The sequence below is a fragment of the Macrococcus equi genome (genome assembly GCF_047426745.1).
In the GTDB taxonomy this organism is placed as follows: Bacteria; Bacillota; Bacilli; order Staphylococcales; family Staphylococcaceae; genus Macrococcoides; species Macrococcoides equi.
The window spans coordinates 1,847,355-1,864,812 of record NZ_CP179732.1 but is presented as its reverse complement, the minus strand read 5'-3'; the positions used below and the strand labels follow the sequence as shown (position 1 = coordinate 1,864,812).

Below are 17,458 nucleotides of genomic sequence, written 5' to 3'. Positions count from 1 at the left end.
TATTTAATGATTATTTTACCAATTATCTACTATCATTAATACTTTCTATATTCTCATTGCTATTTCCAAACCTATAAAGAATTTATCCATATTATGATTTGCGTCACTTAAGCCGTCAACCTCGTATTCATTTTCTGCAAGTACATCACCCGTTACCATAAAGTTATAAAGTTCAAACCCATGGAAGTCACAAACCGCTTGAACACCTGCAAGTTCCATTTCGACTGCAATACATCCATCGTTTTTGCGCATTTCAACATTATTTTTAGTTTCTCTCATCATAGCATCAGTTGTCCATACCTTACCTTGCATATAGGGTAATTCTAATATATCAAATATTTCAGCTACTTTATTACTATTATTAATTTCAATATAATCATTTGCTTTTGCGTAATGATAAGACATACCTTCATCTCGATAACTTTCCGTTGGAATCACAAATTTATTATCCGTCTTTTCTTTATCTAAACTACCTGCTGAACCTGACATTATAAACTGAGTAGCACCAGTTAACCAGTTAGCTTCTATACAAAATTGAGACGCTAGAGTTGATCCAATACCACTTAAATAAAATCCAATATCTTTACCTTCATGAATAAATTTATATATTGGATAACTACCGTTACAAGCATGAATCTCTGCAATTTTTTCACATCTATATATTTCAAATATATTGTCATAAATATTTTTCGATAAAATAATCATACACACATCTAAAATCTTTTTCTGATCCCCATAAAAACTTCTCAAAGTAACAATCGGTTCCGAATTATTATCGAAAGCATCTATTATCATAAAATCACCTCATATTTTTTCAAAAGTGTAGCAATATTCCTTAATAATTAAAATTGACAAATTTATGATTTTGTCCACAATTAAGCTTTAAATAAATGTAAAATACTTTTGACATTTTTGAAATGACTTGCTATATTATAAATGTAAAATACTTTTGACATTTGGAGGTTTGATTTATGATTATTCAACTAATTTTTGCTTTTTTGTTAACAGTCATTGCTTTTATGTTTATCGTTAAATTTTTAAATTTTGGACCTGGTCATAGTGAATATGATGAAAGAACTCAAAGAATAGGAAATGAAGTATTTACAACAACTTTAACCTATCTTATTGTTTTCTGGATATTCTCTTTAATTATGAAAACCATAGATTTTAATAATATTAAATTTGATTATTTAAATGAATATCCAGAATTAATTAATTTAGCATTAGCTACTATTTTAATTATTTTCAATTACATTCGAATCAACAAAAAATATAGTGTCTAAAGGAGAAATCGTCATGAAAGTACTTGGTTTTATATGTATATTTTTATTTGCTGGTCTATGGGGATTTGTGATTAAAAAAGTTTTACCTAAAGATATGATTGAGGGTAACAATAACAAAATTGATGAAAGATCATCTAGAATATTATTAGAAGTTTTTTCTAATACTTTAGTATGGGTAGTATACGCATTATTAATTAGCATCATATTAAAATTATTTAAACTGGGAAATCCAGATAAAGCTATCCTACCTGAATTTCCTGAAGTATTTTACTTGCTTATTATTATAGTTATCTTTTTCATGAGTTTGTTTTATACTAAGAATAGGATAGTGCTAAAGGTTGATGCTATTTGAAAAATAAAATCAAAGAGTTAAGAAAAGAGCTTGGTATGTCACAAGCTGAACTTAGTGACAAAACAAATGTTTCAAGACAAACGATCAATGCCATAGAAAATGATAAATATGACCCTACGCTATCTCTCGCATTTAAATTAGCTAAGTGTTTAAATGTCACGGTTGATGAGTTATTTTCATAAAAACGGAAATATAATTATATTTCCGTTTTATTTTCTTCTAAAATAACTTATAGCTCTCTTCTCCAAAGCTACAACATAATCGCGTTTAGCATTTCTATATTCAGGTGTTTCATCATATGATTGGATAAGTTTAGTCTTTAAATCACTGTAGGCCTTTACTTCCTCTGGATGTTCAAGTAAATAATCTCGAACAGCTAAATGTCGATAGATTTCAGGATGACCTTCTTGATAGATATGTATATGATGTGTTCTATCATCTCCACCTTTTCTTAACAATCTTCTACCTGGGATTCCCCATTCTCCGGCCACATCGTATCCTGCTTCTCCAAATTTTGAATTATAACTATCAATTTGATTTATGTCTTTAACCAATACCATCATATCTATTACAGGTTTAGCTTTCATACCAGGAACTGATGTACTACCAAAATGTTCAAATCTTACAATTTCATCAGGAATCATATCAGAAATTAATAGACATTCATTTTCGAAACTAACTCTCCACTTAGGATCATAATCAGATAATCTTACTTTCATTCTTAATACCTCCTTTTAATATTTAATTAATAATTTCTCTATTCAATCCTATATTTATAAAGAAAAGCACCTACAAGTTGTAGGTGCCGATGATATTACCCTCTACGACTAGAAATCAAAGAATGTTCATTTAAACTAAATGTACTACGTACACGCATCATCTGGTCAATTCGTTCTTCAGCTAAACGCTCTGCAGCTAATGCAGTAGAAATGTTATCACGTTTCGCAATTTCAAACACTTTATCCATTTGGTCATAGATTTCATTTACTTTCTTTGTCGCACGGTCTGCATTATAACCATTTAACTCATCTGCTACGTTAATAACACCGCCAGAGTTCGCAACAAAGTCAGGCGCATAGATGATACCTCTTTCCTGTAACATCGCTGCATGTTTCTCCATATCTTTTAATTGGTTATTCGAAGATCCGCATACTGCTTTAACTTTTAATTGTGGAATTGTTTCATCGTTCAGTATTGCACCTAATGCACATGGTGCAAAGATATCCGCTTCAACTGAATATATTTCATCAGGCTTCACTGCTATTGCACCAAAGTCATTTACCGCTCTATCAATTGATTCCTGGAAGATATCCGTAACGATAAGTTTCGCACCTTCTTCATGTAAATACTTACATAATGTATAAGACACATTCCCTACTCCTTGAACTGAAACCGTCTTACCTGCTAAACTATCATCTCCAAATGCTTCTTTCGCTGTACGTTTCATCGCACGGTATACCCCTAATGCTGTCATTGGACTTGGGTTACCACTTGAGCCGTAACTTTCAGAAAGGCCTACAACAAAATCTGTTTCTTCATGCATAATATCCATATCAGTTACTGTCGTTCCTACGTCTTCAGCTGTAATATATCTTCCGTTTAAGCTTTGAATATATCTACCTAATGCTCTAAATAATGCTTCAGATTTATCTTTCTTAGGATCACCAATCACTACAGTCTTCGCACCGCCTAAGTTTAATCCTGCTGCTGCATTTTTATAAGTCATACCTCGCGCTAATCTAAGTGCATCTTCAATTGCTGCCTCTTCAGATTCATAAGGCCACATTCTGCATCCCCCAAGAGCTGGTCCTAATGTAGAATCATGAATTGCAATAATTGCTTTTAATCCACTTGTCTTGTCCTGACAGAATACTACTTGCTCGTAGTCATATTGTTCTAATGTTTCAAAAATCATTTTATATCCCCTTTTCATAAAATAATTATTTGGTTTAACATCTTCTATTTTACATTAAATATTATTTTTATAAAACATAAATTTTATACATTTGTACTTCTGATATGGATTTTATTTCGAAAACCGAAATTTTATTATCATTTATAATTAATATCCTATTACTTTAAATGATTAAAGCGCTTACAAATTTGCTGAGTAATTGCTTTAATTTATACTTCTTATTATATATTTATCTTTAATTATTATTTTAAAATAATAATAACTTATTGTTAATAATTTTTATTTATTTTGGTATAATGCTATTGGCAGGTGAAAATATGAAAAAAATTATTGCTTTAATGGTTCTTGTTATTCCTATCTATTTTGCGGGTCTTGGTATTAAGTGGATGAGAGATGCTGTGTTTGGAATACTTGTTCCTGAATTACACTATATCTGGCTGCAATTTTTAATTGGGTTTATACTAATGGTTTTTGGTGTGAGTTTTGTAGGTGGTTATATCCTGCATATTGAGAAGAAAAATAAACGCGCTCAGGAAAAGTTCTATAAAAAATAAGAGAATCAATCTTTTATGATTGATTCTCTTATTTTGTTTATATCATTTTTTTGATTCGTATTCCTGTTTAAGTAACACCGCTCGTTCGACTTCATCTGTTATTATAGCCTCCAACCCTGCATTAAGCCAAAATGAAATGTCACGAGCATGATTCACTGTGTACACACGTGCCGGTAAGTTGTAGCTCGTTACTGTTTGCCTTTGATCATCTTTCATATATGTTTTGCCATAAGGATGAACTGAATTGATCCCATGTGATTCCATATACATCCATGGTTCTCCTAATTTCTTATCCGTAAGGAGAGCAGTATGATAGCTTGAATCAAGCTGTTCAATTATTAGTAAGCTATCCAGATTAAAACTTGAAATGATGATACGTTCTTTCATATCATAATGATTTAGCAGCTGGACTAATATATCTTCCAGCTCTCCTTTTGTTATACCTTTTACTTCGATATTTATGACTAAATCTGTTTCGATAATCCAATCCATCACTTCTTTTAAAGTGGGTACTTGTTCATCGGTCACTTTGAAAAGACTACTTTTTATACGTGCATTTTTAATCTCAGTTAAAGTGCATTCATTCACTTTTCCTTTTTGATTGGTCGTTCGATTTAAAGTAGGATCGTGAATCACGACAATTTCATTATCTTTCGTCAAATGAATGTCTAGTTCAATGCCATCTGCACCATGTTCATATGCCTTCTTAAAACTTATCATCGTATTTTCTGGATACAATGCTGCATAGCCTCGATGTCCAATGATTTTAGTCATAATACTCCTCCATGATAAAATCAATTAATTCTCCACTTGTTGGTTTATTAACAATACCTTTTTTATGCATAATCGATTTTAGACCATTATCCCATGCCTTTTCAATCGCATGTCTGATAGAGCGTTCAACATTTGCATTTTTAACATTGTTTTTTTCTGCAATTCCTGGATATAGATCTTTTGTCAGATGAATTTTTGAATGATTATCATTTTTCTCTAAAGTTTTAAGAATATCCACTGCATCGTGTATATATCTAGTGCCTTTATGTTTCTCATTAAAACCTAGCTGTTCTAGTTTATTCTGTTTTATCTTCATCTCATCAATATTACAGATCTGACAAATTCGATTGACGAAATTTTCAAAGTTAATTGGCTTGAGAATAAAATAATCAGCACCAGAGTCTAAAGCCTCAGAAAGGACAGAATCTTTACCAAAAGCACTTAAACAAATAATTTTATATGGATGAGGATTAGGTATATGATCTTTTAAAAGCGTTATACCATCTATGTGTGGCAATATTAAATCAAGTAACAGTAAATCAAATCTACATTCATTAATCATCTTAAGTGCATCTTTTCCGTTATGACACATACCCACTACTTTTATGTTGTGTTTTTCGAGATGATTTTTGATTGAGACTGCTAAGTCCCTTGAATCTTCTATGATTGCAACTTTAAGTACCATATTTCTTCATCCTTTAATTATTTCTTATTTTGATGAATCAATTCTGCTGCATGCTCCAATGTGAGCGGTGTTACTTCAACGCCAGATATCATGCGTGCAACTTCCTTAATTCTGGATTCTCTATTTAATTCTGTAACTTGTGTGATGGTTCTGTCATCCTGTTCAATTTTTTCAATATATAAATGCTGATCACTGATTGCTGCAACCTGTGGTAAGTGAGAAATACATATCACTTGAATATGTGTGGATATATCGTACATTTTTTCTGCCATTTTCTGAGCTACTTTTCCTGATACACCCGTATCAACTTCATCAAACAGGATAGCTGTTTTACCTTTAGATTCTGCAAATATACTTTTAAGCGCCAACATCATTCGACTAAGTTCTCCACCAGAAGCAATCTTTTCGAGTGGTTTTAATGGTTCACCTTTATTCGGACTAATCATGAATTCTAATGATTCAATACCTGTTGCAGTCGGTTCTGTCTTAGTAAATGCCATTTCAAAATTAGCACTTTTCATTTCAAGATTATGTATTTCATCTAATATATCATTACGTAATTTCTGTGCAACTTTTCGACGGGCTTTACTTAAACTTTCACCTAATTCTAAAAGCTTTTCATGTAGCTGATGTATCGTCTCAGTTAATTGAGAAGTCGATTCTTCAATATTTTCAATCGTATTAATTTCCTTTTCTAATTCATCTATAAAAGGTATGAGTTCCGGTAAATTTTTACCATATTTTCTTTCGAGGAACTGAATTTCATTCATTCGTGTTTCTAAGTTATTTAATTCATTTTCATCATATTCATTTTTAGTTAATTCATCATGTAAGGTATGTTTGGCATCATCCAGAATATAATACAAGCCTTCAGATTCTTCCAGTGTCTTGCTGAATTTATCCGGTATAATTTCACTTATCTCTTTAAGTGAGGCGTTAAATTCAAATAATAAATCTAATATTTTATTTTCTTCGCTTAATAAATTAACAGATTTAGTCAATGCATCACTCAGTTTTTCAAAATTTTGAAGTCGGTTAATCTCTTCTGTTAATGTATCTTTTTCATTTGCAATCAATTTCTTTTCTGTTAATTCTTTATGTTGATATTTAATTAAATCTAATCGTTGTAAAAGTTCCTCATCTTTTTGCTGCAAATTTTTAAGTTCATTTGATTTTTCGATATATTGCTGATAAGTTGCCTGATATTCAGACAAGAGGCTGTCATACTGACCTTTTGCATAATCATCTAATAGTGTTAAGTGATATTTAGGTTTCAAAAGTACTTGTGTTTCATGCTGCCCATGAATATCCAGTAATTCCTGCATAATTGTTTTCAGTTCTGAGAGTGTTACTGTCTGGTTGTTTATTTTGCATATACTCTTCCCGGACTTTAATATCTCCCTTTTAACGAGCATAAAATCATCAAGTGGAATATCTTTTGCGGTTAGTAAATCTTTAACACGCTGATTATGATCTATATCAAAAATGCCTTCAACTATTGCTTTGTTTTCACCATGTCTAACCAGATTTTGACTGGCTCTCATACCAATCAACTGTCCAATCGCGTCAATAATAATCGATTTTCCTGCGCCGGTCTCACCACTCAGTACAGTTAATCCATCTTTTAACTCGATTTCTAATGCTTCTATGATTGCAAACTGTTTAATAGATAATGATAACAGCATAAAATTCCTCCAATTAAAGCATGTTAAATATACGTTCTGTAATTACTTCTCCAGCCTTTTTATCCTTACAAATAATTAAGCATGTATCATCACCACAAATTGTACCTACGACTTCTTCCCATTCCAGCTGATCTAATATTGCCCCGATAGACTGAGCGTTCCCTGGTAATGTTTTAAGAACAAGTAGATTATCTGCGCTATCCAGCTTAACAAACGAGTCCATTAAATAACGACCCAGTTTATCTAATGGATGATATTTTCTATCTCTAGGTAATGAATATATATATTGGCCACTTGGTGTGGGTACTTTAATAAGTTGTAATTCTTTAATATCTCTTGAGATTGTAGCTTGTGTAACATTTAGGTTGTATTCATTTAACTTTTCAACTAAATCTTCTTGTGTTTCAATTTGCTGATTAGAAATAATTTCACGGATTTTAATTTGTCTTATTGTTTTATTCGCCATCGTTGCGCCCCCTTATATGTATAATTATACATGTAATTTTAGCACATATAGAATTTTATGTATATGAAAAAACCACCGATCATCATATCAGTGGTTTAGTTCTCTAAATTTTGAAAAGCATTTTTAACTAATTCTATATATACATTTTCGTTGTATGTTTTTTTATCACAAGATGTTGTATCGACACTGTCTGACAGATAAATACCATGTAATAAATATTCAATATTACCTTTCGTGCCTGTAATCGGAGAAAAGGTTAATTGTCGCATTTCAATATTTAATGATGAGCATAGATTTCCAATTTCATTGAGTACATAGACATGTTCAGATTGATCATGAACTATTCCTTTATCAACAAATTCATATCTCGCTTCAAATTGAGGTTTAATTAAAGCAATAATCGTTGTGCCGGGTTGAATAATATCAACCAGTTTTCTGAGAATGACTTCTAAAGAAATAAAACTCACATCAATCGTAATGAAATTAGGTAAAGGGTTAAACTGTTCAGCATTTACATAGCGAAAATTGGTTTGTTCCATAACCGTTACATTAGGATGGATACGTAATCTATAATCTAACTGATTTGTACCCACATCAAGCGCATAGGAATGACTGGCACCATTTTTTAATGCACAATCGGTAAATCCCCCAGTTGAAGCACCAATATCAAGATGAATCACACCATTTAAATTAAGATTAAATTCTTCGATTGCTTTTTCAAGCTTATAACCACCACGACTGACGTATTTTTTACGTTTATCCTTAACTCTAATTTTTGCAGTTTCAGGATCTATTTTTTCTCCGGCGGTATCAATGCGTATATTATCATTAAAGATCAGTCCTGCCATTATCGCTCTCATTGCAACGTCTTTCGTTTCATAGTAATCGTGATCTACAAGCCACTGGTCTATTCTAATTTTTTTCATTTTTACGCTTTAACAATTGCTTAATTTCATTAATTATATTCGCCTTTGAAATACCAATATCATTAAGCAATAACTCCACATCACCATGCTCAATGTATTCATCACTGATACCTATACGTTTTATATCCATTGGCTGATTTTGATCGTTGTAATAGTTAACGACCATTGATCCAAATCCTCCACTTAACATTGATTCTTCTACGGTAATAATGGACTTATTTTCTTTGACTAATTGATCGAGATAATCAGTATCAAGCGGCTTGATAAATCTAGCGTTGACAACTTCAATATTGATGCCTTCTTTGAGCAGCTCATTTCGAACTTCCTCTATTAATTGCAATGTTGGTCCAAAACTTAAAACAGCTATTTCTTCACCTTTATGAAGCGTTTCCCACTTTCCAAAAGGAATAGATTGCAGCGCTTTATCAATTTCAACACCTAGGCCATTCCCTCTTGGATATCGCACAGCAACCGGTCCGCTATACTCATAAAAAGCACTATGCAGCATATGACGCGCTTCATTTTCATCTTTTGGCATCATAATTGAAATGTTAGGCATATGACTTAAAAATGGAATATCAAAGACACCTTGATGAGTCTCTCCATCAGCTCCTACTAAACCTGAACGGTCTATTCCAAACACGACATGTAAATTTTGTCGGTCAACGTCGTGTAACAATTGATCATAAGCTCTTTGTAAAAATGTTGAGTAGATAGCGACATAAGGTAACATTCCATTTGCTGCAAGTCCAGCAGACATGGTAACTGCATGTTGTTCAGCTATTCCTACATCAAAAAATTGTTTAGGTAATTCTGACTGAAATCTAGTGAGTTTACTCCCAACCGGCATAGCGGGTGTAATAGCAACAACGCGCTTATCTTTTTCAGCAAATTCCTGAACCGTATCACTAAAAATCTGACTCCAGGCAGGTGCAGTTGAATTCCCCTTCACTTGTTCACCAGTTTCAAGTTTATATGGTCCAAGTCCATGCCATGTACCAATCTTATCATCTTCAGCTGGTCTGTAACCTTTACCTTTTTTTGTGATGACATGTACGATGACTGGCCCCTTAATACGCTTTGAAGTTTCAAAAGCTTCTTTTAGATCATTATAATTATGCCCATCAACTGGACCGACATATTTTATTCCAAGTTCTTCAAAAAATACGCCTGTAACTACCAGATATTTAAGACTATCTTTAATACGATCAGCTGAATCACGCAATTTATGTCCACCAGGTAACTTACTTAAAAACCCATCAATATCAACTTTTGCACGATTATAATTTTGATTAGTACGTAATCTTCCAAACATATTATGCATTGCACCAACGTTAGGAGCGATGCTCATTTCGTTATCATTTAACACGATCGTCATATCTGTTTTGTCATGTCCAATATGATTTAAGGCTTCCAGTGCCATTCCACCTGTTAACGCGCCATCACCAATTACAGGTATTACATCATAATCATCACCCATAATATCACGTGCTTTGGCCATTCCTATAGCAGCCGATAAAGAAGTAGAAGAATGTCCAGCTTCCCATACATCGTGAGGACTTTCACTAAGTTTCGGAAAACCACTCAAACCTTTATATTGGCGTAACGTATCAAATTTATCGCCACGCCCTGTCAGTATTTTATGAATATAAGCTTGATGGCCCACATCAAAAATGATTTTATCTTCAGGACTATTAAAACTACGATGGATTGCAATGGTTAATTCTACTACACCTAAATTCGCACCAATATGTCCCCCTGTTATCGCACATTTTTCTATAAGAAACTGACGTATATCGCTACTTAATGCGATTAATTCATCATCAGTTAAATCTTTTATAAACGATGGATCTTTTATTTTCGATACATCCATGAATTCCCCACCTACATCTCTTTTACTTTAATATGTTTCCTATTATATCATTGTTTATGAATGCATGAAAAATAAAAAAAGCCTTGTAAAGGCTTTTATTTATTCCGATTGACAATAAAACCTACTAATTCCAAAAGTGGTTCTTTGTAAACAGCAACCTCATCAACCATTTGTATAGTATTTAAATGAATTTCTTCAAGCTTTTTCTTTGAAGCATCCAGTCCCAATAAAGAGACATAGGTACTTTTTTCATTCTGAATATCACTACCCACTGCCTTACCGATGATATTAAAATCTCCTTCAACATCTAAAATATCATCCTTAATCTGAAACATTAAACCGATATTTCGGCCAATCTGATCAAGTAATTTAAGTTTATCCGGATTACTTTTCATAATAATACCTGCGGCATAAACAGCAGCATGAATTAAATCACCCGTTTTATGGTGGTGTATCGTTTCAAGCATTTCTATTGAAATGCGTTTATTTTCACTTTCCATATCGAGCATTTGTCCAGCAACCATACCGTTTGAACCTGCAGCATTCACTAAAAGTTTCATTAACTCAAGCTTAATATCATTGTCATAATCACTTATGATAATTTGCTGGAAACTATCTGTTAGTAACGCATCTCCTGCAAGTATTGCAGCCGCTTCACCGAATACTTTATGATTGGTAAGTTTCCCTCTTCGATAATCATCATTATCCATAGCCGGCAGGTCATCATGAATTAGCGAATACGTATGTATCATTTCAAGCGCCAGACCAAAAGAAATTGCATCAGTTGGCTTGCCACCCATACTTTCCAGTGTTGTCATCAATAATAAGGGTCTTATACGTTTTCCGCCAGCGTCCAGTGAATATTTGATAGACTCAGATAATTTATCAGAAACAGAATGATTTAGATAAAGATTTTGAAGATTTTCATTAATCAATGCGATATAATCTTTATTCATCTTTATCTGCCTCTTGCAGTTTAGCAATTTTATTTTCAGCTTCTTTCAATTTATCCTGACAAGCTTTAGATAATTTGACGCCCTCTTCATACAATTTTATAGATTGTTCCAGCGAAACATTTTCATTATCTAATTGCTTTACAATTTTTTCTAATTCTGCCATCATCGTTTCAAAATCTTTCGCCATAATTACACCTCTGTTGAATTCTTCTGCGTTACTTTACTTTCTAACTTACCATCTTTCATCTCAATTTCAACTGTATCTCCTATAGAGATGTCATCGATTGAACGTATAATTTTATCATCGTGTCTAGTAATACTATACCCACGTAATAGTGTTTCAGTAGGACTCAAGCTACTTAATAATGCGAGTTGTCCTTTGAAGTTAGAAACTTTCATAGAAATTGTATATTTAATCATGCGATCCATTTGGTTTTCTATATTTATTATTGTTGTCTCATGCTGTTTTACTTTATCAATCAATAACTTTGATGATAATTGTTGACTTAATGACTGAACAATATGACGTTGTTCCTGCATATGACCTGAAATTAAATACTTCATTTTTTGATGCAACTCATCGACTCTCTGAACATTTTGTTCAACAAGCATATAGGGATTGTTAAATATATAATAACCGATCAATTGATTCAGTTGTTGATTGTGTTTCTTAAGTAACGAATTGATTTTATGATCCATAAATTCCTGAGATTTAAGAATTTGTGACGACAATTCTTTAACATCAGGCGTTGCAAGTACTGCAGCGCCTGTTGGTGTAGGAGCTCTGAAGTCAGCAACATAATCTGCTAATGTTGTATCTGTTTCATGGCCTACAGCTGAGATAATTGGCGTTTCAGCACTATAAATCGCTTCAACAACTATTGATTCGTTAAATGCCCATAAATCTTCTATTGATCCACCACCACGACCTAAAATAATAACATCTGCACCAATCTTATCTGCATAATTAATATTTTTTACAATATCTTCTTTAGCACCTTTACCTTGCACGAGTGTCGAAATATAAGTAACTTCTGCTAGTGGATATCTATTCATAAGCGTCGTACGAATATCCTGCACTGCAGCACCGGTGCTTGCTGTAAGCACGGCAATATGTTTGGGATATTTTGGTAACGACTTTTTATGTTCATCAGCAAAATATCCCTTATCCTTAAAATCTTTTTTTAGTTGTTCAAACTTCTCATATAGCAGTCCAATGCCATCGAGTTGCATGTGATTAACATACAATTGGTAGTTGCCGCGGGACTCATACGTTGACACTCGTCCGGATATCAATACACTGTCCCCTTCTTTAGGGGTGAATGTAAGACGTGACGCATCGCGACTAAACATCATCGCTTGAATAACTGCACCATTATCTTTTAATGCAAAATAATGATGCCCACTGGAATGTCTTTTATAATTTGAAAGTTCACCCTTAATAAATACTTCCTGAAGATAAGGATCACGATCAAATTTAACTTTAATATATTTACTTAACGCACTAACCGTTAAATATTTCTCCATATTATCACTACGCTTTGTTTTTTATGATTTCGCTTAATACACCATTGATGAACTTATAACTATCATCATCACTATATGTTTTAGCTAAATTTACCGCTTCATTGACAACCACTTTATCTGGAGCATCTGAATATAATAATTCATATGTACCTAGCCTTAAAATTATACGGTCGATTTTATTGATACGATCGATTGTCCATTGTTTTAAATGTGGTTTTATTTTTTCATCAATTTCATCCTGGTTTGATTTGACACCACGTACAAGTATGTCACAAAATTCATCTTTTAATGGAGCCTCAACGATAAATTCAGTTGCTTCCTCGATAGTAATATCGTGCTCTTTTGTTTCCAGCTGGAATAATATTTGAATAGCATGTTGTCTTGATTCTGTTCTTGACATATATTTCTCCTTCAAAAATTTAGAGGATGCAAGCATCCTCTAAATTAATTTTCTTTAAATTTTACACTAACGATATGAATATTGATTTGTTTTGGACTAATCGCTGTCATATTCCCTAATGCATTTTTAATCGATTGTTGTACTAAAGTAGCTGTTTTTGAAATTTTTGTACCATAATCAAAGGCACAATATGCATCGATATATATTTCTTCATCTTTAACATCGACATTAACACCTTTTTGGTTTTTAACACCTAATTTATCGAGAGATTTGTTCTTTTGAACAAGTGATACACCTTTGACTTCAGATACAGCGATTGAAGCAATCACTTCAATAACGCTTGGTGCAATTTCAACTGTACCTAAATTGCCTTTTTTATTTGTTTCAATCATTGATATATGCCTCCCATCTCATATTAATACTATAACATGTTTTAAGTATAATATTAAATGCAAAATAAAAAAACGCTTATGCGTTTTTTTATGTAAGAATCTCATTTTGTTCAAGGAACTTTGTGCTATAATCGTTTGATTTAAAGATATCATTATCCATAAGTGCAAGATGAAATGGTATTGTTGTATCAACACCAGCTACAACAAACTCATCTAAAGCACGTTTTGCACATTCAATCGCTTGTTCACGCGTTGGCTGATGAATAATCAGTTTTGCAACCATTGAATCATAGAATGTTGGTATTTTATAATTCGGGTAACATGCGGAATCTATTCTAACGCCATATCCACCTGGCACGACATATTGTGTGATGAGCCCAGGCGACGGCATAAAGTTTTTGTATGGATTTTCTGCATTGATTCGCAGTTCAATCGCGTGTCCATTTAACGCTACATCTTCTTGTCTAATCGATAGCGCTTCTCCTGATGCTATTTTAATTTGCCATTTCACTAAATCTATACCTGTCACCATTTCAGTGACTGGGTGCTCAACTTGAATACGAGTATTCATTTCCATAAAATAATACTGTTTTGTTGCTAAATCATAGATGAATTCGACTGTACCGGCACCTTCATAATTTACTGCCTCTGCTGCACGAACAGCAGCTTGTCCCATCGATTCACGTGTTGTCTCATCTAATACAGGTGACGGTGCTTCTTCAACAAGTTTTTGCATGCGTCGTTGAATGGTGCAGTCTCGTTCACCAAGATGAATCACTTTTCCATACTTATCAGCGAGTACCTGAATTTCAACATGACGAAATTCCTCTATAAACTTTTCTAAATACAGTCCAGGATTACCAAAAGCAGTAGACGCTTCTTGTTCCGTCATCATATATCCATTTCTTAATTCCATATCATTACGTGCGACACGTATCCCTTTACCACCACCACCTGCTGTAGCTTTTATGATAACAGGATAACCCATCTCATTGGCAATATTTATAGCATCATCAACATCCTTAAGCAGACCATTGCTGCCCGGGACTACAGGGACATTCGCTTTTATCATTTCTTGTTTAGCAACATCTTTGATACCCATTTTTGAAATTGAATAATGGCTTGGACCAATAAATTTTATCTGACACGCTTCACACATTTCAGCAAAATTTGCATTCTCAGCTAGAAATCCGTAACCGGGATGAATGCCGTCACAGCCTGTTGAACTCGCTATCATTAATATATTAGGTATATTCAGATATGAATCTTTCGATTGTTTTGGTCCAATGCAGTAAGCTTCATCTGCTATTTGAGTATGTAAGGCATCACGGTCTGCCTCCGAATAAATCGCTACCGATTGAATATTTAACTCTTTTAAAGCACGAATGACACGTACTGCTATTTCACCACGATTCGCAACCAATACTTTTTTCATCATTACTTCACCTTAAATAAAGGTTGTCCGTACTCAACCATTTGTCCATCTTCAACTAAAATTTCAATAATTTCACCTGAAATTTCTGCCTGAATCTCATTAAATAGTTTCATCGCCTCTAAAATACATACTGTGCTATCCGCATTAACCTGATCACCAACCACAACATATGGTGCACTTTCCGGTGATGGAGATTTATAGAATGTGCCTACCATAGGTGCATTGATTGTTTTACCTTCTTCCTGAACAGGCAACTCAGGTATCTGCTGATTAGCCGGTGTTACAGTTTGTGCAGGTGATGTTGGAGCCACTTCATAAACCGTCTGAGGTGACGCATGTACAATCTCTTTCTCTTTTTTTATGACTATCTTATAATCATCCTGCTCTAAGTTAAGTTCTGTTAAATTTTTAGAAGCATCTATTAAATCTACAAGTTTTTTGATATCTTCAAATTTCATGATAAACCCCTTTTTTATACAAGATTTTATGACTAGTTACTAATTTATTTTATCTTAGTGGTCAGACCAATACAAGCAAAAAATAAAAGACATGCAAAATTGCATGTCTTAAAATTTATCCACGAGAAACATATGAACCATCAGTTGTATTGATGATTAATTTATCTCCTTGGTTAACGAATAATGGCACGTTTAATGTATAACCTGTTTCTACAGTCGCTTGTTTAGTAGCTCCTTGAGCTGTATCCCCTTTAATACCAGGTTCAGTTTCAGTTACTTCTAATGTTACGGTATTAGGTAATTCAACGCCTAAAGTTTCTCCTTCATACATTTGAATGTGAACTTCCATATTTTCTTTCAAAAATTTTAATTCATATTCAATTGTGCTTTCAGGTAATTCTAATTGTTCATATGACTCATTATCCATGAATACATGTTGATCACCTGAAGCATATAAGTATTGCATGCGCTTGTTGTCAATTTGTGCTTTTCCAACTTTTTCACCCGCACGGAAAGTTTTTTCCTGAATAGCACCAGTACGTAAGTTACGTAACTTAGAACGCACGAACGCTGCACCTTTACCTGGTTTAACATGTTGGAATTCAATAACTCTCCAAATGCCATTATCTACTTCAATTGTTAGTCCTGTTTTAAAATCATTTACTGAAATCATTATATTTCCTCCTAGTTTAGCTCTCTTATAAAATAATAAGGTCTTTTGTTGATTGTGTAAAGCGCTTTAGACCATTTTTCGTAACTAATACATCATCTTCTATGCGCACGCCACCCAAGCCTTCAACATATATTCCCGGCTCAAGTGTGACACACATATTTTCTTCAAGAATGTGTGGAGATTTAGCTGAGAGCATCGGCCCTTCGTGAACTTCTAATCCAATACCGTGACCTAAAGAGTGACCAAATTGCTCACCGTAGCCATGGGAAGCAATGACATCTCGTGCGATTTTATCCGCTTCAACCCCACTCATACCTATCTTAATGTCATTTAAGGCTTTCAACTGAGATTCCAAAACGATATTGTAGATTTCTATCATTTCTTCTTTTGGTTGTCCAACGGCAATAGTACGTGTTATATCAGAAATATAACCATTATATAGCGCACCATAATCAAAAGTAATCATTTCTCCAGACTGAATTACTTTTTCGCTTGCAACACCGTGGGGTAATGCTCCGCGAATACCACTCGCAACAATCGTATCAAAAGATGAACTCGTAGCTCCAAGTTCGCGCATTTTCATTTCCATCATATTATTTAACTGCATTTCCGTCATACCTGGTCGAGTGATTTTGAGAATATAGTCAAAAGTTTCATCTGCAATATCTGCAGCACGCTGAATGATATCTATTTCGTATGGATCTTTAATCATTCGAATACGTTCAATTTCTCCAGCTACGTTTATCAGTTCATACTCTTCATTTAATAATGACTGGTGATCCTGATAAGAAATTAAATCTCCTTCAAAGCCTATTGTTTTAAAGCCGTGAGACAATATAACTTTTTGAATTTCATCAAGTAGCGACTTAGACTGTTTCACAATTTGAAAATCTTTTGCCTGGCTTGCTGCCTGTTCAGTATATCTAAAGTCTGTCACTAATATTTTATGTTTGTTTGCTATAACTAATGCGCCACTTGTGCCCGTAAAACCAGATAAATATCTTCGATTATATGGTGAGAGAATAATGATTGCATCTAAATTTTTATCTTTAAGCAGCTGATTTAATTTTTCAAATTTCATATTTTGTTACCTCTCTCTTTATA

22 protein-coding genes are annotated in these 17,458 nt (G+C 33.4%); 4 read left to right on the top strand and 18 right to left on the bottom strand.

The window, feature by feature from the left end; translation table 11 throughout:
- Nucleotides 1-45: 45 nt before the first annotated feature.
- The gene (locus ACMGE6_RS09830; RefSeq protein WP_414053629.1) at nucleotides 46-795 is read right to left on the bottom strand and encodes a nucleoside phosphorylase; all 750 of its coding nucleotides are present in this window, start codon (nucleotides 793-795) and stop codon (nucleotides 46-48) included.
- A 176-nt stretch (nucleotides 796-971) separates the two neighbouring features.
- Between ACMGE6_RS09830 and ACMGE6_RS09825 the strand changes: the two genes are divergently transcribed.
- From ACMGE6_RS09825 to ACMGE6_RS09815, 3 genes are read left to right on the top strand one after another with little or no spacing between them, the layout of a single operon-like run.
- Nucleotides 972-1,283, top strand: coding sequence for a hypothetical protein (locus ACMGE6_RS09825; RefSeq protein WP_414053628.1), 312 nt, complete (start codon nucleotides 972-974; stop codon nucleotides 1,281-1,283).
- A 13-nt stretch (nucleotides 1,284-1,296) separates the two neighbouring features.
- Nucleotides 1,297-1,635, top strand: coding sequence for a hypothetical protein (locus tag ACMGE6_RS09820; protein ID WP_414053627.1), 339 nt, complete (start codon nucleotides 1,297-1,299; stop codon nucleotides 1,633-1,635).
- Nucleotides 1,632-1,817 carry a helix-turn-helix transcriptional regulator gene (locus ACMGE6_RS09815; protein ID WP_133446754.1) on the top strand — a complete coding sequence of 62 codons (186 nt, stop codon included), beginning with the start codon at nucleotides 1,632-1,634 and terminating at the stop codon, nucleotides 1,815-1,817. Before ACMGE6_RS09820 ends, ACMGE6_RS09815 begins: the two co-directional genes overlap by 4 nt.
- 27 nt (nucleotides 1,818-1,844) lie before the next feature.
- Here ACMGE6_RS09815 and ACMGE6_RS09810 read toward each other — a convergent pair whose 3' ends face one another.
- A complete protein-coding gene (locus ACMGE6_RS09810) occupies nucleotides 1,845-2,354 on the bottom strand; it encodes a GrpB family protein (RefSeq protein ID WP_414053626.1) in 510 nt (169 codons plus the stop codon).
- Between the two features lie 95 nt (nucleotides 2,355-2,449).
- Complete coding sequence (locus ACMGE6_RS09805) at nucleotides 2,450-3,550, bottom strand: Glu/Leu/Phe/Val dehydrogenase dimerization domain-containing protein (protein ID WP_414053625.1); 1,101 nt, start codon at nucleotides 3,548-3,550, stop codon at nucleotides 2,450-2,452.
- A gap of 317 nt (nucleotides 3,551-3,867) precedes the next feature.
- Here ACMGE6_RS09805 and ACMGE6_RS09800 point away from each other — a divergent pair, with 317 nt between their 5' ends.
- The gene (locus tag ACMGE6_RS09800) at nucleotides 3,868-4,104 is read left to right on the top strand and encodes a DUF2627 domain-containing protein (protein ID WP_414046315.1); all 237 of its coding nucleotides are present in this window, start codon (nucleotides 3,868-3,870) and stop codon (nucleotides 4,102-4,104) included.
- A 42-nt stretch (nucleotides 4,105-4,146) separates the two neighbouring features.
- Here the strand turns inward: ACMGE6_RS09800 and ACMGE6_RS09795 are convergent, their stop codons facing one another.
- From ACMGE6_RS09795 to ACMGE6_RS09725, 15 genes are all read right to left on the bottom strand, one after another.
- Nucleotides 4,147-4,878, bottom strand: a complete 732-nt coding sequence (locus ACMGE6_RS09795) for a glycerophosphodiester phosphodiesterase family protein (RefSeq protein ID WP_414053624.1) — start codon at nucleotides 4,876-4,878, stop codon at nucleotides 4,147-4,149.
- Nucleotides 4,871-5,563: a response regulator gene (locus tag ACMGE6_RS09790; protein ID WP_414053623.1), complete on the bottom strand. Its 693-nt coding sequence runs from the start codon at nucleotides 5,561-5,563 to the stop codon at nucleotides 4,871-4,873. The genes ACMGE6_RS09795 and ACMGE6_RS09790 overlap by 8 nt, the downstream gene beginning before the upstream one ends.
- 17 nt (nucleotides 5,564-5,580) lie before the next feature.
- Nucleotides 5,581-7,248: a DNA repair protein RecN gene (gene recN, locus ACMGE6_RS09785; protein ID WP_414053622.1), complete on the bottom strand. Its 1,668-nt coding sequence runs from the start codon at nucleotides 7,246-7,248 to the stop codon at nucleotides 5,581-5,583.
- Nucleotides 7,249-7,261: 13 nt separating this feature from the next.
- On the bottom strand, nucleotides 7,262-7,714 hold the full coding sequence (gene ahrC / locus ACMGE6_RS09780; protein WP_414046311.1) for a transcriptional regulator AhrC/ArgR: 453 nt from the start codon (nucleotides 7,712-7,714) through the stop codon (nucleotides 7,262-7,264).
- Nucleotides 7,715-7,809: 95 nt separating this feature from the next.
- On the bottom strand, nucleotides 7,810-8,640 hold the full coding sequence (locus ACMGE6_RS09775) for a TlyA family RNA methyltransferase (protein WP_414053621.1): 831 nt from the start codon (nucleotides 8,638-8,640) through the stop codon (nucleotides 7,810-7,812).
- Nucleotides 8,627-10,513, bottom strand: coding sequence for a 1-deoxy-D-xylulose-5-phosphate synthase (dxs, locus tag ACMGE6_RS09770; protein ID WP_414053620.1), 1,887 nt, complete (start codon nucleotides 10,511-10,513; stop codon nucleotides 8,627-8,629). The genes ACMGE6_RS09775 and dxs overlap by 14 nt, the downstream gene beginning before the upstream one ends.
- A gap of 95 nt (nucleotides 10,514-10,608) precedes the next feature.
- Nucleotides 10,609-11,469 carry a polyprenyl synthetase family protein gene (locus tag ACMGE6_RS09765; RefSeq protein WP_414053619.1) on the bottom strand — a complete coding sequence of 287 codons (861 nt, stop codon included), beginning with the start codon at nucleotides 11,467-11,469 and terminating at the stop codon, nucleotides 10,609-10,611.
- Complete coding sequence (xseB, locus tag ACMGE6_RS09760; protein WP_414046307.1) at nucleotides 11,462-11,656, bottom strand: exodeoxyribonuclease VII small subunit; 195 nt, start codon at nucleotides 11,654-11,656, stop codon at nucleotides 11,462-11,464. The genes ACMGE6_RS09765 and xseB overlap by 8 nt, the downstream gene beginning before the upstream one ends.
- A 2-nt stretch (nucleotides 11,657-11,658) precedes the next feature.
- Nucleotides 11,659-12,996 (bottom strand): exodeoxyribonuclease VII large subunit, encoded by a 1,338-nt coding sequence (gene xseA, locus ACMGE6_RS09755; protein WP_414053618.1) that lies wholly within the window; start codon nucleotides 12,994-12,996, stop codon nucleotides 11,659-11,661.
- Between the two features lie 7 nt (nucleotides 12,997-13,003).
- Nucleotides 13,004-13,396, bottom strand: coding sequence for a transcription antitermination factor NusB (gene nusB / locus ACMGE6_RS09750; protein WP_414046305.1), 393 nt, complete (start codon nucleotides 13,394-13,396; stop codon nucleotides 13,004-13,006).
- A 44-nt stretch (nucleotides 13,397-13,440) separates the two neighbouring features.
- Nucleotides 13,441-13,788 carry an Asp23/Gls24 family envelope stress response protein gene (locus ACMGE6_RS09745; protein ID WP_414046304.1) on the bottom strand — a complete coding sequence of 116 codons (348 nt, stop codon included), beginning with the start codon at nucleotides 13,786-13,788 and terminating at the stop codon, nucleotides 13,441-13,443.
- Between the two features lie 88 nt (nucleotides 13,789-13,876).
- Nucleotides 13,877-15,223, bottom strand: a complete 1,347-nt coding sequence (accC, locus tag ACMGE6_RS09740; RefSeq protein WP_414053617.1) for an acetyl-CoA carboxylase biotin carboxylase subunit — start codon at nucleotides 15,221-15,223, stop codon at nucleotides 13,877-13,879.
- Nucleotides 15,224-15,225: 2 nt separating this feature from the next.
- Nucleotides 15,226-15,681: an acetyl-CoA carboxylase biotin carboxyl carrier protein gene (accB, locus tag ACMGE6_RS09735; RefSeq protein WP_414046302.1), complete on the bottom strand. Its 456-nt coding sequence runs from the start codon at nucleotides 15,679-15,681 to the stop codon at nucleotides 15,226-15,228.
- A 115-nt stretch (nucleotides 15,682-15,796) separates the two neighbouring features.
- Nucleotides 15,797-16,354 (bottom strand): elongation factor P, encoded by a 558-nt coding sequence (gene efp / locus ACMGE6_RS09730; protein WP_096076375.1) that lies wholly within the window; start codon nucleotides 16,352-16,354, stop codon nucleotides 15,797-15,799.
- Between the two features lie 25 nt (nucleotides 16,355-16,379).
- Entirely contained in the window at nucleotides 16,380-17,435 is a 1,056-nt protein-coding gene (locus ACMGE6_RS09725; RefSeq protein WP_414053616.1) for a M24 family metallopeptidase, read from the bottom strand.
- Nucleotides 17,436-17,458 lie beyond the last annotated feature (23 nt).